The organism is Pseudomonas sp. GW823-FHT02F05 (assembly GCF_058797315.1).
The window spans coordinates 144,917-170,688 of the sequence record NZ_JBXAJM010000001.1 but is presented as its reverse complement, the minus strand read 5'-3'; the positions used below and the strand labels follow the sequence as shown (position 1 = coordinate 170,688).

Sequence of the window (25,772 nt, the reverse complement as noted above, 5' to 3'; positions counted from 1 at the left end):
ACGGGCATTGTAGAAATGAACAACAAACCCGCCCCACACTTGTGCATCGGCCCCGCGTCATTGCCCCAGCCAACTGGCAGCATGGGCGTTATAAAAACCGGAGAAAGCCCATGAAAATCGTGATCGCCCCCGACTCGTTCAAAGACAGCCTGAGTGCCGCAGGTGTCGCCCAGGCGATTGCCGCGGGGTGGGCCGAGGTCTGGCCTGATGCGCACGTGCTTCAATGCCCGATGGCCGATGGCGGTGAAGGCACGGTGGATGCGGTGCTCGCAGCATGTAAGGGGCAATTGCGCCGGCAAACGGTCCGAGGCCCGCTGGGCGACAGCGTCGAAGCGCGCTGGGGCTGGCTGGCCGACAGCCATACGGCGATGATCGAGATGGCCGAGGCCAGCGGCCTGCAACTCGTCGCGCCGGGGCAGCGCGACGCCTGTTCCAGTACCACCTATGGCACCGGCGAGTTGATCCGCGCCGCGCTGGATGCCGGGGCGCAGCGCATCATCCTGGCGATTGGCGGCAGTGCCACCAACGATGGCGGGGCGGGGGCGATGCAGGCCCTTGGCGTGCAGCTATTGGATAGCGAACGTCAGCCACTGCCGGCGGGTGGGTTGGCATTGGCACGCCTGGCCCATATCAGCCTTGAACAACTCGACCCGCGCCTGGCGCAGGTGCGTTTTGAAATCGCCGCCGACGTCAACAATCCCCTGTGCGGCCCCCACGGTGCCTCGTCGATTTTCGGCCCGCAAAAAGGCGCGAGTCCCGAGCAAGTGGCACACCTGGACGCGGCCCTTGAGCACTTCGCTGACCATTGCGCTCAGGTGCTGCCCAAGGATGTGCGCGACGAACCCGGCAGTGGTGCCGCCGGTGGACTGGGCTTTGCCGCCAAGGCGTTCCTCGCCGCCCAGTTTCGCCCAGGGGTCGAGGTAGTCGCTGAACTGGTTGGCCTCGATGAAGCGGTGCGTGGCGCCGACTTGGTAATCACCGGTGAAGGTCGCTTCGACGCCCAGACGCTGCGGGGAAAAACTCCGTTTGGCGTGGCGCGCATTGCCCGGCGACACGGCGTGCCGGTGGTCGTAATCGCGGGTACCTTGGGCGACGGCTACGATCAGATGTACGCCCACGGTGTGGATGCAGCGTTCGCCTTGCCGTCGGGGCCGATGTCTCTGGAGCAAGCCTGTCACGAGGCGCCGCGCCTGTTGCGTGAGCGGGCCTCTGACATTGCACGGGTATGGCGCCTGGCAGCTACTCGCTGACCCCGCGCGCCAGCCGCTCCACCCACTGCTCTTGAAACCCCTGCAGCGCCGCACCGGGTTGCTGCAACTGCACAAACTCAAGCATCGGGTCTAGCACCGCTGTGCGCACGCCGCTCAATTCCTCCAGGGTCGCCAGGCCGCAGAACGGTACATAGGCTTCGCTGTAGCCGCCTTCGTGCACCAGCACCAGGCGGCCCTGACATAAACGATCGGCTGCCAGGCGCAGGGCGCGGGTCAGCAGACGGAACGATTCGCTGTGCAACAACATGCGCGCTAGCGGGTCGACGGCGTTGGCGTCATAACCGCAAGCAACGATGATCAACTCCGGCTCGAAGCGCTCCAGCGCGGGCACTACGATGCGTTCCATGGCGTGTAGATAGGTGGCGTGCCCACTGCCTGGGGGCAACGGAATATTGATGTTGGCCCCCACGCCGGCCCCGCGGCCTCGATCCTGGTCGCCGCTGTAGCCAGGCGGGTAGCAGCCGTCCTGATGCAGCGAAATCGTCAACACATCGGCCCGTTCTTCGAAGATCGACTGCGTGCCGTTGCCGTGGTGCACATCCCAGTCGATCACGGCAACTTTGCCCAATCCGTTGCGGGCCTTGGCGGCCTCGATGGCAATGGCAATGTTGGCGAGAAAGCAAAAGCCCATGGCGCTGTCTGCCAGGCAGTGATGCCCCGGTGGCCGCGACAGCGAATAGGCATTGTGCGCCTGGCCCCTGAGCACCGCGTCCACGGCGGCCAGGGTCAGTCCGGCGGACAGTTGCGCAATCTCGTAGCTGCCCGGCCCAATCGGTGCCTGGGGGCCAAGCTCACCGCCGCCAGCATCGCTCAGGGCCTTGAAACGCTGCAGATAGGCACGGCTGTGGACGCGCAGCAGATCCTCTTCACTGGCTGGCGGCGCGCTGCGCAGTTGTAGTTGGCGGCTCAGTCCGGAGACATCCAACAGGCTTTTCAAGCGGCGCTTGGTCTCCGGTGACTCGGCATGCCCGCTGCCGGCCGGCGGCTGCACCCAGCCGCCCACGGGCAGGGTCAGCGCGTGGGCGCCGGCGCTGTGCCACAGGCTAATTTCGTCGAAGAAAAATGCGGTGGTTGGGTTCATACCGGTTCCAGTTCAGTGGGGGAGTGGGGACGGCTGGCGATGATCATCACCAGCGACAGCAAGGTGATAGCGGCTGCACCGAGCAGCAACAGGCTGAACCCGCCGCTGGCCTCGATCAGGCGGCCGGCGAGCGCTGGGCCGATGGCCAGGCCGCCGCCGATGACCAGGTTGGAGGCGTTCATCAGCTTGCCGCTGTGATCGAGGTCGGCCAGGCAGGCCAGGATCAGCGGCAGAATGAAGGTCCAGGTGAATTTGAACAGCAGCGCCGCCAAGGCAAATCGCAGCAATGCGGGCTGGCCAAGCAACAAGAGCACCGCTGCCGCCATCAACAGGTAGCCCAGCAGCAACAGCACTCCACGCGGCAAGCGGGCCCCGATCAGTGAAGCGCTCGCTGCCCCGGCAATGCCCATCACGGTGGCGATGGCGAGGATTTCGCCGCCGTGCTGCGCCGAAATCCCGGCACTGGCGCCCAAGGCACCGATAAAGGTCCATACGCCCCCCAGGCTGATGTAAAAGGCCAGCACCGCGCCAACCCCCAGGGCGGCTTTCCAGCGTGAACCGGGCAAGACCGGGGCGCGGTTGGCGGGCAACGCAGGGCTACCGGCGGGAAACGCCCGCGCCAATGGCAGCAGCAGAGCCATCAACCCCGCCAGGATCAAGTAGCAGGCATTCAAGCCAAATCGTTCGAACAAACCAGGCAACATCACCAGGCCAAGGGCACCGACGATCAACTGCCCCATCACCCACAAACCATAGACCCGGCTGGGGTTGGCGGTGGTGGCCGCACTGGCCAGGCAGAGGATCATCAGCGAGCCGCCGGCCAGGGCGCTGGCAGCGCGCAACACCAGCAGTCCGGCGTAGGTGTCGGCCAGCATCGACAGCAGGTTGGCGGCCATGAACAGCAGCGCGGCGACCCGGGCGGCGGTGCGCCAGTCGACCCGCTTGAGCCACCACCAGGCGGGCAAGGTCGCCAGGCTCATGGCGCCCAGTTCCACGGAAAACAAGTCGCCAATCCGCGCCGGGCTCAGTTGCCACTGGCTGGCCAACTGCGCGGCCACGGCGGGAGCTGTCATCAGGATGGTCGGGGTGATGGCGGCAAACAGCACGATCGCTGCCAGCCGTGCCGTTATCGCAGGGTTGGAAATGGGCATTTTCAAGCTCCAGGGAAAGGGGTCAGAACACATGCACCAGGCGCAACAGCGCTTCGGTGCCGGCATAGCCATTGGAAGCCGCAACGCTTTGCGAAAGGCTGACCATCAGTTGGTTCTGCCGGTCGAGCCAATGCCCGAGTTCGAAGCCGACTTGGGTGTAGCGCTTGTGGGTGTCGTCGAGGCGGCGGTTGTCGAGGCGCAGGGCGCCACCGTCGGCCTGGATCAGGCGCAGTGCACCGTAAGTGGCGGCGCTGAAGTCATACGAGGCAAAAGCCTGCAGGCGATACAGCGGGGCTTGCTTGAGTTCGCTGCCAAAGTAATCGTCATTGCGGCCATAGAGCTGGGCTTCCAGGTTGGCTTCCAGTACCCAGTTTTCGCCGATGCCGTGGGTGTAGTTGTAGACAAAGGTGGCGCCCCAGCGATTGGCACCGGGAGAGACGTCCGGGTTTTGACTGTGGTACTCACCCACCGGCACGGTGATCAGGCTCAACAAACCGCTATAAGTGCGCGAAGCCGGATCGTTGACGAAAAACAGCGTGCCGCCCACCTGTGGATCGCCCAGGCCGCGCTCGCGGCTGCGCTGGTTGGCGCCGGGAAGGCGTGCGCTGATGTCGGCAAAGGGCAGGATGAATTGCGGCGTGCACAACGTGCCGCAGGCGTCGGTGAAATACACCTGGCGGTAAGCCACGGCGTTGACCCTGAGGTCGGCCTTGCCGGTGCTGTCGGCGGGGCCATGGAAATCGCTGGCACGGGTGGCGGGCAGGTACAGCACACCCAGGCGGGTGCCCGGTGGGGCGGCGAAAAAATCGCGGGCGTTGAGGTCGGCAGCCTGGCTGTCGAGGCTGAACAGGCTGGCGCACAGCACTGTCAGGTTACGTAGGCGCGTTGAAGTCATGGCGAAGCGTCTCGTGTCAGAGGAGGCCGGAAAATGGGCAACAGCAGCCCGTGACCGTAAAAAACGACCGTGGCAAAACCGTGGGAGAAGCGGGCAGGGTCAGTCGGGCGGGGCGTGCACCAGGTGCGCTATGCGCGCCTTGTCCTTGACGCCGAGCTTGGCGTAGATGGCGCGGATATGGTGACGCACGGTGTTGGGTGAGAGGCCAAGGTCGCGGGCCACTTCCTTGTAGGTCTTGCCCTCGCCAAACCCTTGGGCTACGTCGTTTTCCCGTGGGCTGAGCTGGGGCAGGGCGCGGTTGAGGCGCGCGGCCAACAGCAATTGGTCGCCCACCGGTGACGCCTGGATATGGATGCGCTTGCCGTCATGCCCGCGCTCATCCAGCAACACCGGCAGGGTGGGGCCACGCCATTGCGGCCATTCGCTGAGCAGCAGGTCGACAAAACCGCGCTCGGCGCATTGCAACACACCCCGTGGGTCACACACCGCCAGGGCCAGATTGCGCGGGCTGGCCAGGGTTTCACGCATGGCCACCAAGGTGCGGATCTGGTTTGCCGAGACCGCCGCCACCAGATGCAGCATCAGGTTATTGAGTAACTGGCAATCCTGCGCGTTGAACGTGGGCGCAGTGGGCTGGCGGTAGAGCGTCAGGTGGTGGCTGAGGTGGGTTTGCGGGTCGATATGGATCACACACAGCAATTCACCCAGGCCGTGGCGTTGCCCCAGCCAATTCAAGGCGCTGCCGTTGGCGGGGTCGCGCATATCGATAATTACTGCCTCGCCAGGCGAGGCATGCACCCGTGCAACGGTAACGTCCAGATGGCGGATCGACTGCCAGTCCGCCAGGTAGTCGGGTGGCAACTGATAGAGGTAGCTGTTGTGCTCTTGCGGCAGACCGTTGATGACAGCCGAGCGTCCCCACCAGGCACTGTCGAAGGCCAGCAATTGGCTGACGCGTGCCAGGGCATGGCGCTGGAAGTGTTCGATGTCCTGATGTTGGGCCAGGCGTTGCAGGTCCAGGGTCAGGGTGCTGAAGGCCTGCAACAGGCCCGAGTGATCAAAACGGCTCATGGGTGTTCCTCTGTGGGACTTTTTTTGTTGTTCTCGTCACAGGGTGAAGGCCGAAGCGTCGGGTTGACGGGGCAGGGCCTGGGCAGAGTATCGGCGCTGCGCATATGGATCGCCATCGTTCAGATGCAGGATGGTGCTGGTCGGCCAGTGGGAAAACTCCCGGCTCGTCAGCCAGGCGCTTAGCCTCTACACTGGCCCGCCACTTGTCTTTCAAAGGATGAAATGCAATGCACCCACCTGAACCGTCTATCGTGATCCAGCGTTTTACCGAGGCCCACCTGGAGGGCGTCGCCGCGCTCTACAACGAACCGGCTGTTTGTCGTCAGGTGCTGCAAATGCCTTTTCAGTCTGTTGAGATGTGGCGCAAGCGCCTGGTGATGGATAACGAGCGGCGCCTGCAGTTGGTGGCGGTGAAGGGCACTGAGGTGATTGGCCAATTGGGGCTTGAGCAGTACTTGCGTGTACGCCAGAGCCACGTTGGCTCATTGGGGATGGGCGTGGCGCCCGCGTGGCAGGGCAAGGGCGTCGGTTCGCGGCTGTTGGCGGCCGCGTTGGAGGTAGCCGACAACTGGATGAACCTGCGCCGTGTGGAGCTGACTGTTTACGCGGACAACGAGCCTGCGCACAACCTGTACCGCAAGTTCGGCTTCGAAGTGGAAGGGCGGCTGCGCGATTACGCCCTGCGCGACGGTATGTTTGTCGACACCCTGAGCATGGCGCGCCTGCGCACGTCGGCTTGATCCTGTAAAACTGTGGGAGCTGGCTTGCCCCAATGCCAGTCAGTTAATACAGAATCGGTAACTGTGGCGAGGGAGCTTGCTCCCGCTGGGGCGCGAAGCGGCCCCAAAAATGGGACTGCTACGCAGTCCAGCGGGAGCAAGCTCCCTCGCCACAAGTCACTGGTTGTCTGCTCTAGCTCTTAACTGACTGGCATTAGGGCAAGCGCGCGAAGGCGGAGTGTCAGTCACTGAATCTACAATTGAACCACCGCTATCGCAGGCAAGCCAGCTCCCACACGGGTCATGCATTACCCACAGAATCAGCGTCTGGTACAGATCCCCTGTGGGAGCGGGCTTGCCCGCGAAAGCGGGCTGACAGCCCGCCAGGATGTTGGATCAGACCGAGTACATACCCGTTATTCAGGTAAGGACCACAAAGTTGTGTCGATACCTAAGCCTCTAAGGCAAACCCCACTGCGGCCTGCGCATGCAACGCGGTGGTGTCCAGCAGCGGCAGGGCGCTGTGTTCGGGCTGGATCAGCAAGCAGATTTCCGTACAGCCGAGGATGATCGCCTGGGCGCCTTGTGCAGCGAGTGCCTGGATCACCCGCTGATACACCTGGCGTGACGCGTCACTGATGATGCCCACGCACAGTTCTTCATAGATGATTCGGTGCACCTCCTGGCGTTCATCCGCGTCTGGCACCAGCACGGTAAGCCCCTGGGCGGCAAGGCGGGACTTGAGGAAGTCCTGCTCCATGGTGAATGCGGTACCCAGCAAGCCTACCGTCAGGGTCCCGGCCTCCAGAGCCGCCGCCGCCGTGGCATCAGCAATATGCAGGAAGGGGATCGATACCGCCGCCTCAATACGCGGTGCCACCAAGTGCATGGTGTTGGTACACAGCACCACACAATCAGCGCCCCCGGCCTGCAAGCGCCGTGCGGCATCTTCCAGGATCAGCGCGGCATCGTCCCAACGCCCGGCATGCTGAGCCTGTTCCACCGGGCCGAAGTCTACGCTGTACATCAACACTTGCGCCGAGCGCAGCGGGCCAAGACGGTCGCGCACGCGCTGGTTTATAAGGCGGTAATACTCGGCGCTGGACTCCCAGCTCATGCCGCCGATAAGGCCGATGGTGCGCATAGGGTGCTCCTGAAAAAGGATAAGCCTTCACCTTATCCACTCGAGGCTGATAAGTCATACGCAGTTGCCGACCCATTCACCGGAGCAGTTCAAGAAGCGTGGGTGATCCGTCATTGTTCGGTATTGGGCGACTCGTCCATACCTGTGAGAAATGACAGTATATTTTTCTGAAAACCCCCTATTTAATCAGCACGAACGACCGAGCAGCCCCTGAGCGCTCATGATGGCGACGCTCCGTTTTCCCCTACGCCGAAAGACCGCCATTGCCGGGTGACCTTCGGATACCTCTCACATCCTGTGTTTTTGATTTCAAATAAAGTCAGCCCTACTGAAAGTTTGATTCCAGAGGAGCTTTTCATGGCAGCGCAACACTGTGAAGGCGACACCGATACCCGCCACAACAGTCATTCGTCACCGGCGCCGCTCACTATTCCCGATATCCAGCTACCTTTCGCCGTTGCACCGCCGCGTGCCGACACTGAACGGTTGCGTACGCATGCGCTTGCTTGGGCGCAGCGATACGGTTTGATCGGCAGGCGTGGCGCGCATCGGTTGACCACCACGGCACTGCTCGACCTGGGAATAGCATTGTGCGGGCGGGCGCCCACGCACCGAGCGCAGACTCTGGTGTGCTGGTACCTGTGGGCGCTTACGCTGGATGACCGTATTGATGACGGACCCTGGGCGGAAAACGGCGCGCTGGAGCATTTCATCGCCGCCGTGCAGGCATTGACCGACAGCGGCGATGCTGTGCCGTCAGGTGAACGCGGCGGGTTCGAGGACCCGATGCTGGCTGTTCTGGTCGACGACTTGTGGCCCGAGACCCAGCGTTGGGGCAGCGGGCCTTGGCGGAAGAGGCTGGCGGGGCATTTGGTCCAGCATCTGCGCGCGCAGGCGGCGCAGGTACGCATGCGAGAAACCGATACGGCGCTCGCCTTGGCTGAGTATCTGCCGTTGCGCCGGGATTCCTTCGGCGCCCTGTTCTTTTTTGATCTGATCGATGGTGCCGAAGCCCTGGACCCGTACGAGCATCCTGCGCAGGTGGAAACGTGGAGCAGGTTGCGTAAGCACGCTGCCGATATCATCGCGTGGACAAACGATATCCACTCGGTTGCCAAAGATGTGGTGTGTGGCGAGCGCTTCAATCTGGTGTCGATACTCGCGCACACCGCTGGCCTGGACTGGCCTGGCGCGATAGAAGCAGCCCATCAGATGGTCAACACGGCAGTTGCTCAATTCACGGCAGCCGCTACCGAGCATGCCCATTACCCGCCGTGCGCTGCGACCGATCCGGACCGGTTGCGTCAGGTTGTCCGGGCGGCGGGGGACTGGCATCGCAGCGTTTCGCGCTATCACCTACAGGCCGATGGCTGCGCGGTACAGCACAGCCGACAAGTGGACCTGGCGCTGACTCCGCCGACCCTCAAGTCCCGCCAGTTCGAAATCGACCCGTACCCCTTGTATGAGCGTTTACGCACCACACTTCCGATCGCGTACGACGAGCCCACCGATGTGTGGCTGGTCAGTCGCTATGTGGATGTCAAAGCCGCGCTGACCCACCCAGGGGCAAGCAATCGCAACTACACCTGGCAGATTGGGCCGCTGCTGGGGCACACCATTGTGACCATGGACGGCTGCGAACACGCCCAGCACCGAGCATTGCTCACCCCGTCGTTTCGCAGCAAGGCGCTGGTGGCGCTCGAAGCGTCTGTCACCGCAGTGACCGCAGACTTGCTGGCGCGTATGCAGGGCCGGCCTCAGGTCGACCTGATTGCCGATTTCACCGCTGCGCTGCCGGTGCGAGTGATGGCTCATGCATTGGGCCTCCCGGCACACACACGAGAGGAGGTGGAGCGGCTCAAGCGTTGGTGTGCCATCGGCTTCGCGTACATGGGCAACTATCGTCAGGACCCAGCACTGTTGACCGGCGGGTTATCCAACCGAGACAGTTTTTACCACTTTATCCAGCCCTACATCGACGCTCGGCGTATAGAACCCAAGGACGACTTGATTTCACAACTCCTGGCGGCACGCATTGACGACCAGCCGTTGTCCGAGTCCTTTGTACGGTCCTATTGCGCGATCCTGATGACGGCAGGCAGCGAGACCAGTCACGGCGCCCTGGCGAATCTGATTGTCAACCTGTTGAGCGAACCTGGCGTGAAAGAGGCGGTGATCGCTGATCCAGCACTGATGGACAACGCCCTCACTGAAACCCTGCGACGCAACCCGCCATTGCAACTTGTGCTGCGGGAGGCGACTGAACCGCTGCAACTGCCCTCGGGAACAATTCCGGGTGGCGCAACCCTGGCCTGCCTGATCGGTTCAGCCAACCGTGATCCGGCCCGGTTCAGCGACCCGGACACCTTCAATATGTTGCGCGCCGAACAGGCGACCAGCCATTTCGCTTTCGGAGCGGGGCGCCACTTCTGCCTGGGCTCCATGCTCGCCCGGATGGAGATCACGATCGGTGCGCGCATGCTGCTGCAGACCTTTCCCAACCTGCGCTGGGCTCCGGGGTTCAAGCCCGAAGAGCGCGGGTTTCTCAATCGCTGCCCTGATCAATTGGAGGTCGTGCTTTGACCACATCTGTTTCCACCGAGCAACCCGGCTACACCCGCAGCTATCTCGCGGACCAACACGCAGGCCAATTGGCGAGGTTGCAAACCCTGGAGCGCGCCTTTGACCCGTTAAGCCATAAGGTTTTTGAACGATTGGATCTGCCGGACGCGCCCGCCATCCTTGATCTGGGCGCCGGTGCCGGATCGCTCGCCGGCTGGTTGAGCCAGCGATATCCCGACGCAACGGTTACCGCCACGGATATCGATACCCGCTTCCTGGTCGATATCCCCGGCATCAAGGTGATGACCCACAATGTCACGACCGATGATTTTCCTGCCGCATCGTTTGACGTGGTGCACGCCCGGGCGTTGCTGTGCCACCTCACTGACCGCGAGGAGATAGTGACGCGAGCCGCCACTTGGTTACGTCCCGGAGGCTGGTTGGTGATCGAAGATGTGAGCCTGCAACCGAGCCTCAGAACGACGAACCCGTTGTTGCGCAAAGTAGCCCAGGCCGGAATCACACTGTTGGAGCAGTCCATCGGGTCTGACATGTTCTGGGCCGATCGACTGCCTGATCGGCTACGTGACCGGGGGCTTGTCAACGTGGGGCATCGCACCCTCGAAGGCCGAATCGGCGACAACAGCCCGGCAGATGCCTTCTGGGCGGCAACCACCGCGCAGGCAGGGCCTGCATTGTTGGAGCTTGGGTTACTCACCCAGGCTGATCTGGATGCCATGGTCATGCTGCGTGCCGATCCAGCGTTCACCGACGCCGCGTTGACCTTGGTCAGTGCCTGGGGACAAATTCTTTAGCTCGATACTGTGTGGCGTGCGCGCCTCATTGCACAAAAGGAGATCCAGCATGATCCACGAGGTAGTGTTAGTCGACGCACAGGATGTACAGATTGGCGTGTGCGATAAACGCGATGCTCACCTGGGAGCTGGGCAGCTTCATCGCGCTTTTTCAGTGCACTTGATTGACAGCCGTGGGCGTCATCTGCTTCAGCGTCGGGCGGCGGATAAAATGCTCTGGGCAGGTTTCTGGTCGAATGCCTGCTGCAGTCATCCGGCACCTGGAGAGACTATTCTGGATGCCGCCTCTCGTCGTCTGCGTGAAGAGCTAGGCGTCTGGGCTTCGTGTCGAGCTCTCTATTACTTTGAGTATCATGCTTTGTTTGGCTCGATCGGCGCCGAGCATGAACTCTGTCATGTGCTGGTTGCTCAATCTGACGCTGAGGTCTCGCCCGTCCCAGAGGAAGTCAGCGATATCAAGTGGCTGACCCGCGCCGAAATAACGGCCCAGCTTGCAGAGCCCCGAGCGCCATTCACGCCCTGGTTTCGGATGCAGTGGCAGCGCCTTCTATCAGAGCATCCTTCGTTCGATGCGCCCAGGGCCGAGGCCACGCTCCCACCGCTGGGTCGCGGAGCATGAGGTAGATAGGCGTCGGCTGCCAGGTGAGTTTTTGGAACTGTTTTGCGTAGGAATACCACTGATACGCAGGTCGCCGGCCTGCCGTCAGGCGAGTAGACAAATGCCAAGTTCCCATAGGACTACCTCATGAATATTGATCCGAACATTGCGTTGGCAAGAGCATGCGCCACCAGCGTTGCACACAGGACTGTCGTTGAAATTGCTCATGCTGACGACCGCGGCGATAAGATTAAACATCGCCAAGTTTCATTGTCCATGGACCAAGTATTAAAAGGGTCAAAAGGTGCAGCCGGATTTGCCGGTTCACTGGGTTCCGGGGACCCTGCGGAGGTGACGTATGAGTTCGCCAATCGTCCCGAAACGGGGGGCACGACCAGCCAGTTCACAGAAGCACAAAAAGGCGTGATCCGTGAGACCCTGAATAATTTCAGCGATACTGCAAATATTCGGTTCAAAGAGTCTGTCAATGCACAATCCCATCATATGCAGATCAAGGTTGATGGCGGTAGCTTCAAGTGGCAGGCCCCCTGGTATACGCCCGTGTCCGATGACGAGCCCGGCAAGGTGCAGGTATCGCTGAACCAGCGCCATGCCGATGAGCTGGTAAAACCCAATAGTTTTGGGCGTCACATCATTGCAAAGGCTGTGGCCTTTAAATTAGGTCTTCCTGACCCAGCGTCTGCAGTATCGAGAAGCAACTACGCGGAAAATACGTCGGCTTACACGGTAAGGAGTCCTTTTCTGGAAACCCGCTCAGACCATCGCTTTAATAAGTTCCATGGTGATAAGACTCAGTATTCAAGTGCGCTGATGATGGATGATATTGCAGTCACGCAAGATAAATTTGGTGCGAACCTCCAAACGCGGACCGGGGATACGACGTATGGCTTTAACTCCAATGCTGATCGTGACGTATTCAAACTGCAGTCGAGCGACGACTTGCCGGTGTTTTGCGTGTGGGACGCCGATGGTAATGACACCTTCGATTTCTCCGCCTTCAGGCAAGATCAGGTTCTCAACTTGAAATCGGGCAGCTTCTCTAATGTTGGGGGAGGCCTAGGCAACGTTTCGATCGCCAATGGCGTCACCATCGAACGGGCTATTGGCGGTGCGGGCAATGACATTTTAATTGGCAATGACGTCGGTAACGAACTGGAGGGCGGCGAGGGCGATGACATTCTTTATGTCAAGGCGAACTCGGGTTTTAACCGGCTGACAGGCGGGCCGGGTAAAAATACCTTCGTTATCGGCGCGAACGACTCATCTGCCAGCTTCGCAAACACCGTAATAATGGATTTCGTCAGCGGCAAGGATAAATTGGATATTTCAGCCCTGCGCGCAGCCCACCCTCGACTCACCTTCACCCACGAATATTATCGCAGCCATAATCTCACCTTTTTGCGTTTCGATTTCGATGGCGACAAAAAAGAAGACTTCATGGTGAACATATATGGGCGAATCGCGGATTCCGATTTCCGCTTCTGACCTGAATGTTTAACGCATGTACTGGCTGGCGCCGAGCGAAATCAGGTGTGCTGCCCAAGTATTGGCTATACCTATAGCTCATTCTTACGATGATGGTCGCCAGGGAGTTCACTAATGAAGCTAAGGCTAATAATCGGCACAGTGTGCGTCGCCTCGCTCGGTTTGGTTGGTTGCGCCAGCAAAGTGGTACAACCGAATGAATATTCAGGGTTCCTTTCCAACTACAGCCAGCTCAAGGAAGCCAAGTCACCGTCGGGGGCTGAGGTGATGCGCTGGGTTGATCCACAGCTGGACCTGAGCCGCTACACCGCGGTCTACATCGAGCCTACCCAGTTTTACCCCAAGCCCCAGGCCACTTCCCGAATTCCCGAGAGCACGTTGCGGGGCATCAATGACTATTACAACCAGGCGCTCAAGCGCGAGCTGGGTCAGTCACTGCCCGTGGCCAATGCCCCAGGCCCAGGGGTAATTGTTGTGAGAGCGGCGATTACCGCCGTGAGCAGCAAGACCGAGAGTCTCAAGCCATATGAGTTTATTCCCGTCGCCCTGGTGGCTGCGGCAGTGAGCACGGGCACCGGCATTCGCGACCAGGAAACCACCCTGGGCACCGAGGCGCAGTTCATCGATGGCGCCACTCATAAAGTGCTGGCCCAAGTGGTGCGCAAAGGCACCGGCAAGCCTCTGGCTAATGACTCCCAAGTGATGAAGGCCGACGATGTAAAAAGCGTCATCGACGGTTGGGCGTCAGACCTGCACCAGTCCTACGTGAAACTGAAAAAACACTGAGTCAAAAAAAAGCGCGGCGGGTCATCGCCCGTCGCGCTTTTTTTATTCGCCGAGCTTATTTAAGCGGCGTCAACGCTGGTAGCTTCCACTGGCCGCTGCCAACTTCAGGCTTGGGCAGGTAAATGCGCAAGACCGCGTAAAACGGGCCGGGTGGGGCCGGCAACCAGTTGCTCTGCTCAGCCTTGGGAGGTTCGTGGTGCTGCAGCGCCAGGGTCAAGCCACCATCGGCATCGAGCTTGAGGGTGGGCAGCATCTGCGAGTTGATCAGGTAGCGCTTCTTGTGATTCGGCACCAGCAATTTGGTCTTTGCGTCATACATCGTCAGCGACCAGAACGCATCAGCCGGCGGCAACTGATCCTTGGCAAAATGCACGGTGTAGCTGTGGCGTGCACCATTGGCCGGCTTGCCCTCGCTGTCAATGACGTAGCTCAAGTGCGCGGCTTCATCACTGGAGTTGCCGAACATCCCCAGCTCGGCACCGGCGTAGCGGTACAGGTAGTTGTTTTGCAGGTGATCGCGGCTGCCGTACAGGTCTGCGCCGGTTACTTGGTGGGTGTCGACCTTGGCCTTCTTGAACGCGGCGAATTCTGCGCGGCCATCGGCGATGCCGTCTTCCAGAGCCTTGCGCTGCTCGGCGGTCAACTGGTTGACTTTGAACGGCGCGCCCGGCGCAATACCGATCCTGGCAAAGCGCGCCAGCAGGTCTTTTTCATTGTCCTGGGGCGCGGCGAAGGCCAGCATGAAGTTCAGGTAGCGAAACAGCTGCGGGCCTTCGGTCATCGTCGCCATCGGCTTGGGCCATTGGATCTTCGGCACGTTGGCGGGGGCGGGTTGCTTCACATAACTGCTCAGCGCCTGCACCTTGTAGCCGCTCTGGATCTGCTTGACCTTGCTCAGGTCTTTGTCGTCAAACAGTTGAGTGCGGTAAAGGGCGTAGGCGATGTTGCTTTCGCTGTAGACCACACGGTCGATGTCCACCGGCTGCTGACCTTTCCAGTCTGGCCCGGCGATCATGTAGTGGCCGCCGTTATTGCCGGTACTGCGGGTGCCCAGGTAGGCGAAATTTTGCGTATAGAGGTCGATCAACTGCACCGAGTAATAGCGGTTGTCTTCAATCTTGGGCAGGGTCAGCACCAGCGGCTCTTTGCGCAAGTCCATCCACACGAACGAGTAGGGCGTGTCGACGTTCGGGGTGGTAACTGCGTTGTCCTTGGGGGTGAGCACCTGGGCGCTGTTTTCGATACGGTTGAACGGCGCCTTGAAGTGGGCACCGCCTTTATCAACGGCCTGGGTGTAGAGCGTCTTGTACATCTGCACCACCGGGAAGCCGTACAAGTAGGCTTCCTTGGCAATGGCCCTGGCTTCGCTGGGGCTTGCGGTGAAGTCAGCCCAGGCGCCGGAGCTCATGAGTATCGAGAGGCTCGCCAACAGCAGGCGCGTCGGTTTTCCAATCATGTTGTTGCGTCCTTCCTGAGTGCTATCTGAGAGCGTGGCGTGAAGGCGCTGAGTTTCCTGTTTTATTGGCCGGTCGTCACGTTAATCTCTGCAAAGGACCATGGGGAAGGGGCGTTAGAGCATGGATTTGACTTTGTCACGCAACTGATCGATCGAAAACGGCTTGCCAATCACCTCCATACCCTCGGGTACATCAATGTTTTCGGCATAGCCGCTGGCAAACAGGATAGGCAGGGTCGCGCGCAGTTCGCGGACTTTGTTCGCCAGTTGTTTGCCGTCCATGTCGGGCAGGCCAACGTCGGTCATCATCAGGTCGATGATCTTGTCGGTATTTTGCACTAGCGCCAGTGCTTCCCCAGCATCCGCGGCTTCGAGCACCGTGAACTCCAACTCTTCGAGGACATCGACGATCAGCATGCGCACGATGGCGTCGTCTTCGACTACAAGGATGGTGGAGGTGTGAGACATAGTGGACTTTCCTGAACAGTGAGAGCGCTGGGCTTAAAGGCAACTAGATTGTGAGTAATAACAATGCCAGCAAGTTCCGAAGCAATTGCTGGCATTGTGACCTTAGCGGCGCAAAAAGTCCCGTCCGCTTGCGTGCTGACTCACCAAGGTGCAGGCGCCATGAGCTAGACCGCATCCGCTGCCAATCAACGCACAAACATAGCGTTGAGCGACGTTATTCGGGCAAACTTGCGGTTTTCCCGCATTTGGCCAAGGCATGCCCATGACACCCGCGTCGTCCGTCGATGAAAAAAGCTTTCGTACCTTGCTGAGCCGTAACGTGGCCCTGCCCTTGGGCGTGGGCGTGCTCAGCGCGGTGTTTTTCGTCTGCCTGATTACCTATTTGCTCTCGGTGATCCAGTGGGTGGAGCACACCGACCGCGTCATTAACAACCTCAATGAGACGTCCAAACTGACGGTTGACCTGGAAACGGGTATGCGCGGGTTCCTGATCACCGGTGACGAGCACTTCCTTGATCCGTACGAAGTGGCCAAGCCGCGGATCATTGCCGACCTGCGCAATTTGCAGGATCTTGTGGCCGACAACCCGCAGCAGGTCGACCGACTCAAGCGCTTGGAAACCTTGCAAACCGAATGGAACAACTACGCACAGTCGATGATTGAGCTGCAGCGCAACAGCGGTGATTACCGGGGCGCGGTCAAGGCGGGCCGGGGCAAGCGGCTCACCGATGAAATTCGCAAGGAATATGAGGACGCGGTGGCGATGGAACAACAGTTCCGTATCACCCGTAACGCAGAGGTTACCCGCACGACGGTGATCAGTGTCACGTTGTACCTGGCGTTTGTACTGGGGCTGAGTGGTTTTCTGGCCTACATCGGCAGGAAGAATTTAATTTCACTTTCAAAGAGTTACAGCGCAAACCTCGCGTCACAACAGAAGATTGCACGGCGCCTGGAGCAAACCGCCTGGCTGCGCAATGGCCAGACCGAGCTGGCCGAGCAAGTGCTGGGCCAACTGACCCTGAACATGCTGGGACGCAATATCCTGCAGTTCTTCGCCCAGTACATGGGCTCGGCCGTCGCGGCGCTGTACGTGCGCGAAGAACACGGCGGCCTCAAGCGTGTGGCCACGTATGGCTTCTCCCGCGAGCAGGAACAACAGGAACAGTCGATCTACAGCGACGAAGGCATCGTCGGGCAGGCCGCCCAGCGCGATCGCCTGATTCGCCTGGACGATGTGCCGGTGGATTACTTCAAGGTCAGTTCCGGCCTCGGTGAAGGGGCCGCCCGCAGCGTATTGGTGGTGCCAACCAGCGATGATGACCGTGTCAATGGCGTGGTCGAGCTGGGTTTCCTGCGCCCGCTGGATGAGCGTGATATCGAACTGCTGGAACTGATCGCCGGCAATATCGGCACCTCCATCGAAGCCGCGCGCTATCGCCAGCGCTTGCAGGAAGTGCTGGCCGAGACCCAGCAGCTCAACGAAGAACTGCAAGTACAGCAGGAAGAGCTCAAGACCGCCAACGAAGAGCTGGAAGAACAGTCGCGCATCCTCAAGGAGTCCCAGGCCCACCTGGAAACCCAGCAGGCTGAGCTGGAGCAGACCAACGAGCAACTCGCCGAACAGACCCAGACCCTGGCCGAACAGCGCGACGCCATGGACCGCAAGAACATCGAGCTGAACCAGGCCCAACTGGAGCTGGAAGACCGCGCCGATGAGCTGCAGCGTTCCAGCAAGTACAAGTCCGAATTCCTTGCCAACATGTCTCACGAGCTGCGCACACCGCTGAACAGCTCGCTGATCCTGGCCAAACTGCTGGCAGATAACCCCCAGGAAAACCTCAGCGCCGAGCAGGTCAAGTTTGCCGAATCGATCTATTCAGCCGGCAATGACTTGCTCAACCTGATCAACGACATCCTGGATATTTCCAAGGTCGAAGCCGGCAAGCTGGAAGTGCGCCCGGAAAACGCTAGCGTCGAACGCCTGGTGGATGGCCTGCGCGGCATGTTCGAGCCGCTGGCAATGGACCGCAAACTGGGCTTCCAGGTGGACGTGCAGCAAGGCTCGCCAACCCTGCTGTTTACTGATCGCCAACGCCTGGAGCAGATCCTCAAGAACCTGTTGTCCAACGCCATCAAGTTCACCGAACAGGGCGAGGTCAGCCTGTCGGTGTCACGCGCGCCGGGGGAGGGCATTGCCTTTACCGTGCGCGATTCCGGCATAGGTATCGCCCCGGATCAGCAGGAAAGCATCTTCGAAGCCTTCCGCCAGGCCGACGGAACCACCAATCGCCGTTACGGCGGTACTGGCCTGGGCTTGTCGATTTCCCGTGACCTGGCCACCTTGCTGGGCGGCTATATCAGTGTGACCAGCGAACCGGGCAAAGGCAGTATTTTCACGCTTGTACTGCCTGAACAGTATGTCGAACGCGACGAGGACGCAGCGCCGATCGAGCCACCGCGTCAAGTGGTGGTCGCGCCGGCACCGGCGCCCGTCAAGGTGTCGCCATTGCCGGTGGCCGACGCCAAGCTGATCCCACGCTTTGCCGACGACCGAGAAAAAGCACCGTTCAGCACCCGCTGCATCCTGGTGGTGGAAGACGAGCCGAATTTTGCGCGAATCCTGTTCGACCTCGCTCACGAACTGGGTTACCACTGCCTGGTAGCCCACGGTGCCGACGAGGGCTATAGCCTTGCCGAGCAGTACATCCCCGACGCGATCCTGCTGGACATGCGCCTGCCAGACCATTCCGGGCTGACCGTGCTGCAACGCCTCAAGGAACACGCCAACACGCGCCATATCCCCGTGCATGTGATTTCCGTGGAAGACCGCGTCGAAGCCGCCATGCACATGGGCGCCATCGGTTATGCCGTCAAGCCCACTACCCGCGAAGAGCTCAAGGACGTGTTTGCGCGCCTGGAAGCCAAGTTGACCCAGAAGGTCAAGCGCATCCTGCTGGTGGAAGACGATGACCTGCAGCGCGACAGCATTGCCCGCCTGATCGGCGACGATGACATCGAGATCACCGCCGTAGGCTTTGCCCAGGAAGCCCTCGACCTGCTGCGCACCACTATCTACGACTGCATGATCATCGACCTCAAGCTGCCGGACATGCTCGGCAACGAGCTGCTCAAGCGCATGGCCACCGAGGACATCTGCTCGTTCCCGCCAGTAATCGTCTACACCGGGCGTAACCTGACCCGGGATGAAGAGGCCGAGCTGCGCAAGTATTCACGCTCGATCATCATCAAGGGCGCGCGCTCGCCTGAGCGTCTGCTGGATGAAGTCACGCTGTTTCTGCACAAAGTCGAATCCCAGTTGTCCCATGACCGCCAGAGGATGCTCAAGACCGCCCGCAGCCGCGACAAGGTCTTCGAAGGACGCAAAATCCTGTTGGTGGACGACGACGTACGCAATATCTTCGCCCTGACCAGCGCCCTGGAGCACAAAGGCGCTGTGGTGGTGATCGGGCGTAACGGCCAGGAAGCCATCGACAAGCTCAATGAAGTGGACGATATCGACCTGGTGCTGATGGACGTGATGATGCCGGAGATGGACGGTTACGAGGCCACCGCCTTGATCCGCCAGGACCCACGCTGGAAAAAACTGCCAATCATTGCCGTGACGGCCAAGGCCATGAAGGACGATCAGGAACGTTGCCTGGCAGCAGGCTCAAACGATTACCTGGCCAAGCCGATTGACCTGGACCGCCTGTTCTCACTGATTCGCGTATGGCTACCGAAGATGGAACGCATTTAAGTGGAGCAGTGTTTCTTGGATAAGAGCAGCGATATTGAGCTGCGCCTGTTGATCGAGGCGATTTACCTCAAGTACAGCTATGACTTTCGCGACTACTCGGGCGCGTCGGTCAAACGCCGTGTGGCCCATGCCTTGCGTCAGTTCGACTGTGCGACCATTTCCGCACTGCAAGAGCGCGTGTTGCACGACCCGGCCGCGTTCATGCAGTTGCTGCAATTCTTGACCATTCCGGTGAGCGAGATGTTTCGCGACCCGTCGCACTTCCTCGCGATTCGCCAGGAAGTCGTGCCGCTGCTCAAGACCTACCCGTCGATCAAGATCTGGATTGCCGGCTGCAGCACGGGCGAGGAGGTGTACTCCATGGCCATCCTGCTGCGTGAAGAAGGCTTGCTGGAACGCACCATCATCTACGCCACGGACATCAACCCCGCGTCGCTGGATAAAGCCAAGCAGGGCATCTTTTCCCTGGAGAACGTGCGCGCCTACACCGCCAATTATCAGCAGGCCGGCGGGCAACGTTCATTTGCCGACTACTACACAGCGGCTTACGATTACGCGATCTTCGACAAGACATTGCGCGAGAACGTGACCTTTGCCGACCACAGCCTGGCAACCGACAGCGTATTCTCAGAAACTCAATTAATTTCATGTCGTAACGTATTGATTTATTTCAATAAAAAATTGCAAGATCGAGCGTTTGGCTTGTTTCATGAGTCGCTGTGTCATCGCGGCTTTTTGGTGCTGGGCAGCAAGGAAACCCTGGATTTTTCCGCCTACAGCAAGCAATTCGAGCCCTTGGTCAAGCAGGAACGGATTTACCGAAAATCATGAGCGACGCGCCAGACACCCCGATTTCGGGGATCGAAGCCATCGTCGTCGGCGCGTCCGCCGGCGGCGTTGAGGCGTTGCTGAGTATTTTCGGCCAGTTGCCGAGCACCTTCGCGCTGCCGATCATTGCCGTGCTGCACCTGCCGGACGAGCGCCGCAGCCAACTGGCAGAAGTCTTTGCCCGGCGCCTGAACATCCCGGTCAAGGAGGCGAGGGACAAAGAAGCGCTGGAGGCGGGCACCTTGTACTTTGCCGGGCCCGGTTATCACCTGTCGGTAGAGCAGGACCGCAGCCTGTCCCTGAGCCAGGAAGACCGGGTGCACCATTCCAGACCCGCCATCGACTACCTGTTTTCCTCGGCGGCCGATGTGTATGGGCCGCGCCTGCTCGCCATTTTGTTGACTGGCGCCAACCAGGACGGCGCAAGCGGGCTGGCCCACGTCAAGCAATCGGGTGGCATTACCATCGTGCAGGACCCACAAGAGGCACGCATTGCCGTCATGCCCCTGGCGGCTCTGGCCTTGCACACACCTGACCATATTCTTTCCTTGAGCCGAATCGGCTCATTGCTGGCTTCCCTGGAACCCTTCCCATGTTAAGTACTGTCCAGGCCAAACTGCTGATCGTCGACGATCTGCCGGAAAACCTGCTGGCCCTCGAGGCGCTGATCAAGCGTGAGGATCGCCAGGTCTTCAAGGCATTGAGTGCCGACGAGGCGTTGTCCCTGTTGCTGGAACATGAATTCGCCATGGCGATCCTCGACGTGCAGATGCCTGGCATGAACGGTTTCGAACTGGCCGAACTGATGCGCGGCACCGAAAAGACCAAGAACATCCCCATCGTGTTCGTCAGCGCCGCTGGCCGCGAACTCAACTACGCCTTCAAGGGATATGAAAGCGGCGCGGTGGACTTCCTGCACAAGCCGCTGGATATCCATGCGGTCAAGAGCAAGGTCAATGTGTTCGTCGACCTGTATCGGCAGAGCAAGGCGATGAAGCTGCAAGTTGAAGAACTGGAGCGCAGCCGCCGTGAGCAGGAGCTGTTGCTCACGCGCCTGCAGGCCACCCAGGCCGAGCTGGAACAGGCGGTGCGCATGCGTGACGACTTCATGTCGATTGTCGCCCACGAAGTGCGTACGCCCCTCAACGGGCTGATTCTGGAGACCCAACTGCGCAAGATGCACCTGGCCCGGGACAACGCCGCGGCGTTTACCCTGGACAAGATGCGCGCCATGGTTGACCGCGATGAGCGCCAGATCCAGAGCTTGATCCGCCTGATCGAGGACATGCTCGACGTGTCGCGTATCCGTACCGGCAAGCTGTCGATTCGCCCGGCACGCATCGACCTGGCGCAACTGGTACGCAACCTGGTGGATAACTTCGCGCCGCAAGTGGCAGCCGCCGAGTCGTCCATGCAATTGCAGGCCGAAAGCCCGGTGCAAGGCTGCTGGGATGAGTTCCGTATCGAGCAGGTGATCACCAACCTGCTGACCAACGCCCTGCGCTACGGAGCCAAGAGCCCGGTGCAGGTGCGGGTGTATACCGAGCATGGCGAAGCGCGGGTAGAGGTACGCGACCATGGCATTGGTATCAGCGAGGAGAACCAGAAGCGTATTTTCCAACAGTTCGAACGGGTTTCGGCCAACCATTCCGCAGCCGGCCTGGGCCTGGGCCTGTTTATTTCCGAGCAGATCGTGGCGGCCCATGGCGGCACGATTGAGGTCGAGAGTCAGATAGGTGAGGGCGCCCTGTTCCGGGTATGCCTGCCTTTGGAAGTGGCCGAGTGAAATCAATCGTCACCCCGACGCAACCTCTGCGTGACCCCATGGTCGTAACTGCAGCAATTGACCGGACAAAGGCTTCCCATGAGTGAAGATGCACAAGATGTCGTACTGATCGTCGAGGACGACGAATCCATTATGTTTGTGCTGGGCGAGTACCTGGCAGGCTTGGGCTACCGGGTCTTGAAGGCGATCGACGGGGAGCAGGCCTTCGAAATCCTTGCGACCAAACCGCACCTGGACTTGATGGTGACCGATTACCGCCTGCCGGGTGGGATCTCGGGCGTGCAAATTGCCGAGCCGGCAATCAAATTGCGTCCGGAGCTGAAGGTGATCTTTATCAGCGGGTACCCGCAGGAAATTCTGGACTGCCACAGCCCCATCACGCGCAATGCGCCGATCCTGGCAAAGCCGTTCGATCTGGATACGCTGCAGGAGCATATCCAGCGGTTATTGGCGTAATACCGCACAACTTGAGACTCTGCGCATCTCGACGCTCTTCTTTTTAGGTGGCGTGACCGCCTCAGGCCCTGATCATTTCTCGGACCTTGGCGGTCAATAAATCGAAGGTAAACGGCTTGGTGATCAACTGCATGCCCGGATCCAGGAATCCCCCTCGCACGGCGGCATGCTCGGCATAGCCGGTGATGAACAATACCTTGAGTTGAGGACGAATCTGCCGGCCGATTTCCGCCAGTTGCCGGCCGTTCATACCGGGTAGGCCGACATCGCTGATCATCAGGTCAATGCGCTGTTCGGATTCAATAATCGGCACCGCCGTATTCGCATCCCCAGCCTCGATAAACCCATACCCCAGTTCTTTGAGCACAGCGCTGACCAGCACCCGAACCGCGGGGTCATCCTCGACAATCAACACCGTTTCCCCAGCATTGGCAAACGGCAGCAGTGTCGGGTTGAGCGGCGCCTGTGCCTGGGGCTCACCGATGAAGCGCGGCAGAAACAGGCTGACCGTCGTGCCTTGGTTGACTTCGCTGTGGATGGTCACATGCCCACGAGACTGACGAGCGAAGCCGTAGATCATCGACAACCCAAGACCGGTGCCTTGGCCGATGGGTTTGGTGGTAAAAAACGGATCGAACACGCGGCCCATCAGATGTTGCGGTATGCCGCAACCGTTGTCGCTGACACTCAGCTCTACGTAGTCGCCCGGGGTCAAGGTGCCGTAGGCGGCGGTAAAGACACTGTCGAGGTGGCGATTGGTGGTCTCCACGGTCAGCGTGCCACCCGTGGGCATGGCGTCGCGCGCGTTGATCACCAGGTTGAGCAAGGCGCTTTCGAGCTGGTTCGGGTCGGCTTCAGCGGTCCACAAAGCATCGCTCAGACGCATGTCCAGGTTGATGCTTTCGTTGATGCTGCGTTGCAGCAACTCGCCCATGGCTGCCACCAGTTGATTGATCTGCACGGGCTTGGAGTCAAGCGATTGTCGGCGCGAAAACGCCAGCAACCGGTGTGTGAGGCTGGCCGCGCGATTGGCGGAGGTCACACCCAGGTCGATCAGGCTGTCCAGGTCATCCAGCTTGCCTCGGGATACCCGCCTGCGCAGCAGTTCCAGGCTGCCGATAATGCCCGTGAGCATATTGTTGAAGTCATGGGCAATGCCGCCGGTCAACTGGCCGACGGCTTCCATTTTCTGCGACTGGCGCAAGGCCTCTTCGTTGTGGCGCAGTTGAGCCGTGCGTTCTTCCACTTGCTGTTCAAGCGTTTCCAGGGTTCGCTGCAGCCGCAGTTCACTCTCGCTCAAGTCAATCAACCGGTCCCGTGCTTCGTATTGGCGACGCCGACCGCGCAGCGCGGCGCTCACCAGGCTGATCAGGGTAATGGGGTGGAAAGGCCGCTCCAGAAACGTCACGTTGCCCAGCAAGCCACTGAGCCGGGTGGAGCCGTTCTGCTCTTTGCCGCCATGATGGGTCATCAGTACGATCGGCAGGTCGGACCACGCCGGCTGCTGGTGCAATTGCTCGAGCAGTGGTTCAAGGTCTACGCCACGCAGCGCCTCGGCGGCAATGATGAGCAGGCCGGCGCCTTGCGCCAGTTCTTCGCACACTTGCCCCAGGTTGCTGGCGACGATCCCGCTGTAGCCGGCTTCGTTAAGCATCATCAGCGCCAATGAACCATCGCGGCCCATGGGCGCCAGCACGATGGCGCGCTCGGAGATGGGGGAGAGGGCCGGCACTAGCCCTCATCCTTGAGCAGAGGGGAGCCGGCGCCCATATAGGTTGGAATGCCGCGCAGCACACCCTGGAAGTTATCCAGGGGAACACCCACGGTCATGCCACGGCTGCCGATGCGATATTCGCGGATAGTCGACTCATGGGAGCCAGTCCTTTTCTTGATGATCGAAATGGCCCGGCGAACTTTGCCCAGAGCCTCGAAGTAACGCAGCAGGATCACGGTGTCAGCCAGGTAGGTGATGTCGACCGGGGTCTGCATGTCGCCCACCAGGCCGTGCTGGGCCACCGTCATGAAGGTCGCGGCACCGCGGCGGTTGAGGTACAGCAACAGCTCATGCATATGCAGGATCAACGCGTTTTCTTCAGGCATGGCGGCCTGGTAGCCGTTGATACTGTCGATGACCACCGTCTTGATGCCGCGCTCATCCACGCAGCGACGAACCCGGTGCGAAAATTCGCCGGGGGAGAGTTCAGCGGCGTCTACCTGTTCGATCAGCAGGTTGCCGGTGTCCCGTAGCGCGGCGAGATCAATGCCCATGTTTTTCATGCGCTCGAACAGCAGGCCCAGTTCTTCATCGAAGATAAACAGCGCAGCCTTTTCGCCTCGCGCCACGGCGGCGGCGGCGAAGATCATCGAGATCAGCGACTTGCCGGTGCCCGCCGGGCCGAGAATCAGGCTGCTGGAGCCGGTCTCGATACCACCGCCGAGCAAAGAGTCCAACTCCTCGATGCCACTGCTCAACGTTTGACGGTTATAACCACCGCGATGCTCGGCCGCTACGAGGCGCGGGAACACGTGAATGCCGTCGCCCATGATGGTGAAATCATGAAAGCCGCCACGGTATTTCTGGCCACGGTATTTCACTACGCGGATACGCCGACGCTCGGCACCGTAGGTGGGGGTCAGTTCTTCCAGGCGAATCACGCCGTGGGCCACGCTGTGCACGGTTTTATCCAGTGACTCGGTGGTCAGGTCGTCCAGCAGCAGTACGGTGGCGTCATAGCGTACGAAGTAGTGCTTGATCGCCAGGATCTGCCGGCGATAGCGCAAGGAGCTTTGCGCCAGAAGGCGGATCTCAGACAGGCTGTCGACCACCACGCGGGTCGGCTTGACCCGTTCTACCACTTCAAAGATCTGGCGGGTGGCTTCACCCAGTTCCAGGTCGGAGGAATACAGCAGACTTTGCTGGTGATCGGCGTTGAGCAGGCTTTCCGGTGGGGTCAGCTCGAAGATATGAATATGCTCATCCAAGTCCCAGCCGTGGGATTTGGCACCCTGGCGCAGTTCGTGCTCGGTTTCGGACAGGGTGATATATAAGCAACGTTCGCCGTTCTGCGCACCGGCCCGCAGAAAATGCAGGGCCACGGTGGTTTTACCGGTGCCGGGTTCGCCTTCGAGCAAAAACACGTGGCTTCGCGATAGCCCCCCGGCAAGAATGTCATCAAGACCTTCGACGCCGGTGGCCGCCTTTTCACTCAACAGCTGTTTGGATGTACTCAAGAAGTGCCCTCAGGTCACGTACAAGTAGAGGGGCACGCCGAATGGGACGCGCCATATTCACTTGACCGTAGTGGCACGTAGCGGTTCAACGTTTTGTAAGAAATGCAGCCGTGTAGGAGCGAGCTTGCTCGCGAAGATCTGAAGGGCGCCACGGTGAACCAGGCAGTCCGCGTTATCGTTAACGATCT

Annotated in this window: 21 protein-coding genes; 12 read left to right on the top strand and 9 right to left on the bottom strand. The window is 60.2% G+C overall.

Annotated features, from left to right (window positions below; all coding sequences use genetic code 11):
• Positions 1–110: 110 nt before the first annotated feature.
• Positions 111–1,250, top strand: coding sequence for a glycerate kinase (locus tag AC1RAC_RS00725; protein ID WP_492616005.1), 1,140 nt, complete (start codon positions 111–113; stop codon positions 1,248–1,250).
• Here AC1RAC_RS00725 and AC1RAC_RS00720 read toward each other — a convergent pair.
• From AC1RAC_RS00720 to AC1RAC_RS00705, 4 genes are all read right to left on the bottom strand, one after another.
• A complete protein-coding gene (locus AC1RAC_RS00720) occupies positions 1,240–2,352 on the bottom strand; it encodes a class II histone deacetylase (RefSeq protein ID WP_492616004.1) in 1,113 nt (370 codons plus the stop codon). The two genes, AC1RAC_RS00725 and AC1RAC_RS00720, sit on opposite strands and share 11 nt — an antisense overlap.
• Positions 2,349–3,503 carry an MFS transporter gene (locus AC1RAC_RS00715; protein WP_198791291.1) on the bottom strand — a complete coding sequence of 385 codons (1,155 nt, stop codon included), beginning with the start codon at positions 3,501–3,503 and terminating at the stop codon, positions 2,349–2,351. The genes AC1RAC_RS00720 and AC1RAC_RS00715 overlap by 4 nt, the downstream gene beginning before the upstream one ends.
• A gap of 22 nt (positions 3,504–3,525) precedes the next feature.
• On the bottom strand, positions 3,526–4,398 hold the full coding sequence (locus AC1RAC_RS00710) for a transporter (RefSeq protein ID WP_054898449.1): 873 nt from the start codon (positions 4,396–4,398) through the stop codon (positions 3,526–3,528).
• Between the two features lie 99 nt (positions 4,399–4,497).
• Positions 4,498–5,469: a helix-turn-helix transcriptional regulator gene (locus tag AC1RAC_RS00705; protein ID WP_096144629.1), complete on the bottom strand. Its 972-nt coding sequence runs from the start codon at positions 5,467–5,469 to the stop codon at positions 4,498–4,500.
• A gap of 227 nt (positions 5,470–5,696) precedes the next feature.
• On the opposite strand from AC1RAC_RS00705, the gene AC1RAC_RS00700 reads away from it, so the two are divergent.
• Positions 5,697–6,209 carry a GNAT family N-acetyltransferase gene (locus AC1RAC_RS00700; RefSeq protein ID WP_054898451.1) on the top strand — a complete coding sequence of 171 codons (513 nt, stop codon included), beginning with the start codon at positions 5,697–5,699 and terminating at the stop codon, positions 6,207–6,209.
• Positions 6,210–6,639: 430 nt separating this feature from the next.
• Here AC1RAC_RS00700 and AC1RAC_RS00695 read toward each other — a convergent pair whose 3' ends face one another.
• On the bottom strand, positions 6,640–7,332 hold the full coding sequence (locus AC1RAC_RS00695) for an aspartate/glutamate racemase family protein (RefSeq protein WP_054896527.1): 693 nt from the start codon (positions 7,330–7,332) through the stop codon (positions 6,640–6,642).
• Between the two features lie 357 nt (positions 7,333–7,689).
• On the opposite strand from AC1RAC_RS00695, the gene AC1RAC_RS00690 reads away from it, so the two are divergent.
• The 5 genes from AC1RAC_RS00690 to AC1RAC_RS00670 all read left to right on the top strand — a co-directional run bounded on the left by AC1RAC_RS00690 (position 7,690) and on the right by AC1RAC_RS00670 (position 13,599).
• Positions 7,690–9,915 carry a cytochrome P450 gene (locus AC1RAC_RS00690; RefSeq protein ID WP_197900561.1) on the top strand — a complete coding sequence of 742 codons (2,226 nt, stop codon included), beginning with the start codon at positions 7,690–7,692 and terminating at the stop codon, positions 9,913–9,915.
• Positions 9,912–10,709, top strand: a complete 798-nt coding sequence (locus AC1RAC_RS00685) for a class I SAM-dependent methyltransferase (protein WP_492616003.1) — start codon at positions 9,912–9,914, stop codon at positions 10,707–10,709. Before AC1RAC_RS00690 ends, AC1RAC_RS00685 begins: the two co-directional genes overlap by 4 nt.
• A 49-nt stretch (positions 10,710–10,758) precedes the next feature.
• Positions 10,759–11,328, top strand: coding sequence for an isopentenyl-diphosphate Delta-isomerase (gene idi / locus AC1RAC_RS00680; RefSeq protein ID WP_054896524.1), 570 nt, complete (start codon positions 10,759–10,761; stop codon positions 11,326–11,328).
• Positions 11,329–11,454: 126 nt separating this feature from the next.
• The gene (locus tag AC1RAC_RS00675; protein WP_054896523.1) at positions 11,455–12,813 is read left to right on the top strand and encodes a M10 family metallopeptidase C-terminal domain-containing protein; all 1,359 of its coding nucleotides are present in this window, start codon (positions 11,455–11,457) and stop codon (positions 12,811–12,813) included.
• A 114-nt stretch (positions 12,814–12,927) separates the two neighbouring features.
• Entirely contained in the window at positions 12,928–13,599 is a 672-nt protein-coding gene (locus AC1RAC_RS00670) for a DUF3313 domain-containing protein (protein ID WP_054896522.1), read from the top strand.
• A gap of 55 nt (positions 13,600–13,654) precedes the next feature.
• Here the strand turns inward: AC1RAC_RS00670 and AC1RAC_RS00665 are convergent, their stop codons facing one another.
• Positions 13,655–15,055, bottom strand: a complete 1,401-nt coding sequence (locus AC1RAC_RS00665; RefSeq protein WP_054896521.1) for a DUF1254 domain-containing protein — start codon at positions 15,053–15,055, stop codon at positions 13,655–13,657.
• Positions 15,056–15,169: 114 nt separating this feature from the next.
• The gene (locus tag AC1RAC_RS00660) at positions 15,170–15,523 is read right to left on the bottom strand and encodes a response regulator (RefSeq protein WP_054896520.1); all 354 of its coding nucleotides are present in this window, start codon (positions 15,521–15,523) and stop codon (positions 15,170–15,172) included.
• Between the two features lie 262 nt (positions 15,524–15,785).
• Here AC1RAC_RS00660 and AC1RAC_RS00655 point away from each other — a divergent pair, with 262 nt between their 5' ends.
• From AC1RAC_RS00655 to AC1RAC_RS00635, 5 genes are all read left to right on the top strand, one after another.
• Positions 15,786–19,283: a response regulator gene (locus AC1RAC_RS00655; protein ID WP_492616002.1), complete on the top strand. Its 3,498-nt coding sequence runs from the start codon at positions 15,786–15,788 to the stop codon at positions 19,281–19,283.
• Complete coding sequence (locus tag AC1RAC_RS00650) at positions 19,284–20,114, top strand: CheR family methyltransferase (protein ID WP_019817062.1); 831 nt, start codon at positions 19,284–19,286, stop codon at positions 20,112–20,114.
• The gene (locus AC1RAC_RS00645; protein WP_054896518.1) at positions 20,111–20,710 is read left to right on the top strand and encodes a chemotaxis protein CheB; all 600 of its coding nucleotides are present in this window, start codon (positions 20,111–20,113) and stop codon (positions 20,708–20,710) included. The genes AC1RAC_RS00650 and AC1RAC_RS00645 overlap by 4 nt, the downstream gene beginning before the upstream one ends.
• Complete coding sequence (locus AC1RAC_RS00640) at positions 20,704–21,897, top strand: hybrid sensor histidine kinase/response regulator (protein WP_034127459.1); 1,194 nt, start codon at positions 20,704–20,706, stop codon at positions 21,895–21,897. Before AC1RAC_RS00645 ends, AC1RAC_RS00640 begins: the two co-directional genes overlap by 7 nt.
• Positions 21,898–21,975: 78 nt before the next feature.
• Positions 21,976–22,353, top strand: coding sequence for a response regulator (locus tag AC1RAC_RS00635; protein WP_032897270.1), 378 nt, complete (start codon positions 21,976–21,978; stop codon positions 22,351–22,353).
• Positions 22,354–22,414: 61 nt separating this feature from the next.
• On the opposite strand, the gene AC1RAC_RS00630 is transcribed toward AC1RAC_RS00635, so the two are convergent.
• Together AC1RAC_RS00630 and AC1RAC_RS00625 are read right to left on the bottom strand one after the other, a co-directional pair.
• Positions 22,415–24,085, bottom strand: coding sequence for an ATP-binding protein (locus AC1RAC_RS00630; RefSeq protein WP_313043767.1), 1,671 nt, complete (start codon positions 24,083–24,085; stop codon positions 22,415–22,417).
• Positions 24,085–25,584: an ATPase domain-containing protein gene (locus AC1RAC_RS00625; RefSeq protein WP_034127457.1), complete on the bottom strand. Its 1,500-nt coding sequence runs from the start codon at positions 25,582–25,584 to the stop codon at positions 24,085–24,087. The genes AC1RAC_RS00630 and AC1RAC_RS00625 overlap by 1 nt, the downstream gene beginning before the upstream one ends.
• Between the last annotated feature and the right edge of the window lie 188 nt (positions 25,585–25,772).

Coding starts and splice junctions, on each gene's coding strand:
- AC1RAC_RS00725 (WP_492616005.1), top strand. CDS start 111: ATGAAAATCGTGATCGCCCCCGACTCGTTCAAAGACAGCCTGAGTGCC.
- AC1RAC_RS00720 (WP_492616004.1), bottom strand. CDS start 2,352: ATGAACCCAACCACCGCATTTTTCTTCGACGAAATTAGCCTGTGGCAC.
- AC1RAC_RS00715 (WP_198791291.1), bottom strand. CDS start 3,503: ATGCCCATTTCCAACCCTGCGATAACGGCACGGCTGGCAGCGATCGTG.
- AC1RAC_RS00710 (WP_054898449.1), bottom strand. CDS start 4,398: ATGACTTCAACGCGCCTACGTAACCTGACAGTGCTGTGCGCCAGCCTG.
- AC1RAC_RS00705 (WP_096144629.1), bottom strand. CDS start 5,469: ATGAGCCGTTTTGATCACTCGGGCCTGTTGCAGGCCTTCAGCACCCTG.
- AC1RAC_RS00700 (WP_054898451.1), top strand. CDS start 5,697: ATGCACCCACCTGAACCGTCTATCGTGATCCAGCGTTTTACCGAGGCC.
- AC1RAC_RS00695 (WP_054896527.1), bottom strand. CDS start 7,332: ATGCGCACCATCGGCCTTATCGGCGGCATGAGCTGGGAGTCCAGCGCC.
- AC1RAC_RS00690 (WP_197900561.1), top strand. CDS start 7,690: ATGGCAGCGCAACACTGTGAAGGCGACACCGATACCCGCCACAACAGT.
- idi (WP_054896524.1), top strand. CDS start 10,759: ATGATCCACGAGGTAGTGTTAGTCGACGCACAGGATGTACAGATTGGC.
- AC1RAC_RS00675 (WP_054896523.1), top strand. CDS start 11,455: ATGAATATTGATCCGAACATTGCGTTGGCAAGAGCATGCGCCACCAGC.
- AC1RAC_RS00670 (WP_054896522.1), top strand. CDS start 12,928: ATGAAGCTAAGGCTAATAATCGGCACAGTGTGCGTCGCCTCGCTCGGT.
- AC1RAC_RS00665 (WP_054896521.1), bottom strand. CDS start 15,055: ATGATTGGAAAACCGACGCGCCTGCTGTTGGCGAGCCTCTCGATACTC.
- AC1RAC_RS00660 (WP_054896520.1), bottom strand. CDS start 15,523: ATGTCTCACACCTCCACCATCCTTGTAGTCGAAGACGACGCCATCGTG.
- AC1RAC_RS00655 (WP_492616002.1), top strand. CDS start 15,786: ATGACACCCGCGTCGTCCGTCGATGAAAAAAGCTTTCGTACCTTGCTG.
- AC1RAC_RS00645 (WP_054896518.1), top strand. CDS start 20,111: ATGAGCGACGCGCCAGACACCCCGATTTCGGGGATCGAAGCCATCGTC.
- AC1RAC_RS00640 (WP_034127459.1), top strand. CDS start 20,704: ATGTTAAGTACTGTCCAGGCCAAACTGCTGATCGTCGACGATCTGCCG.
- AC1RAC_RS00635 (WP_032897270.1), top strand. CDS start 21,976: ATGAGTGAAGATGCACAAGATGTCGTACTGATCGTCGAGGACGACGAA.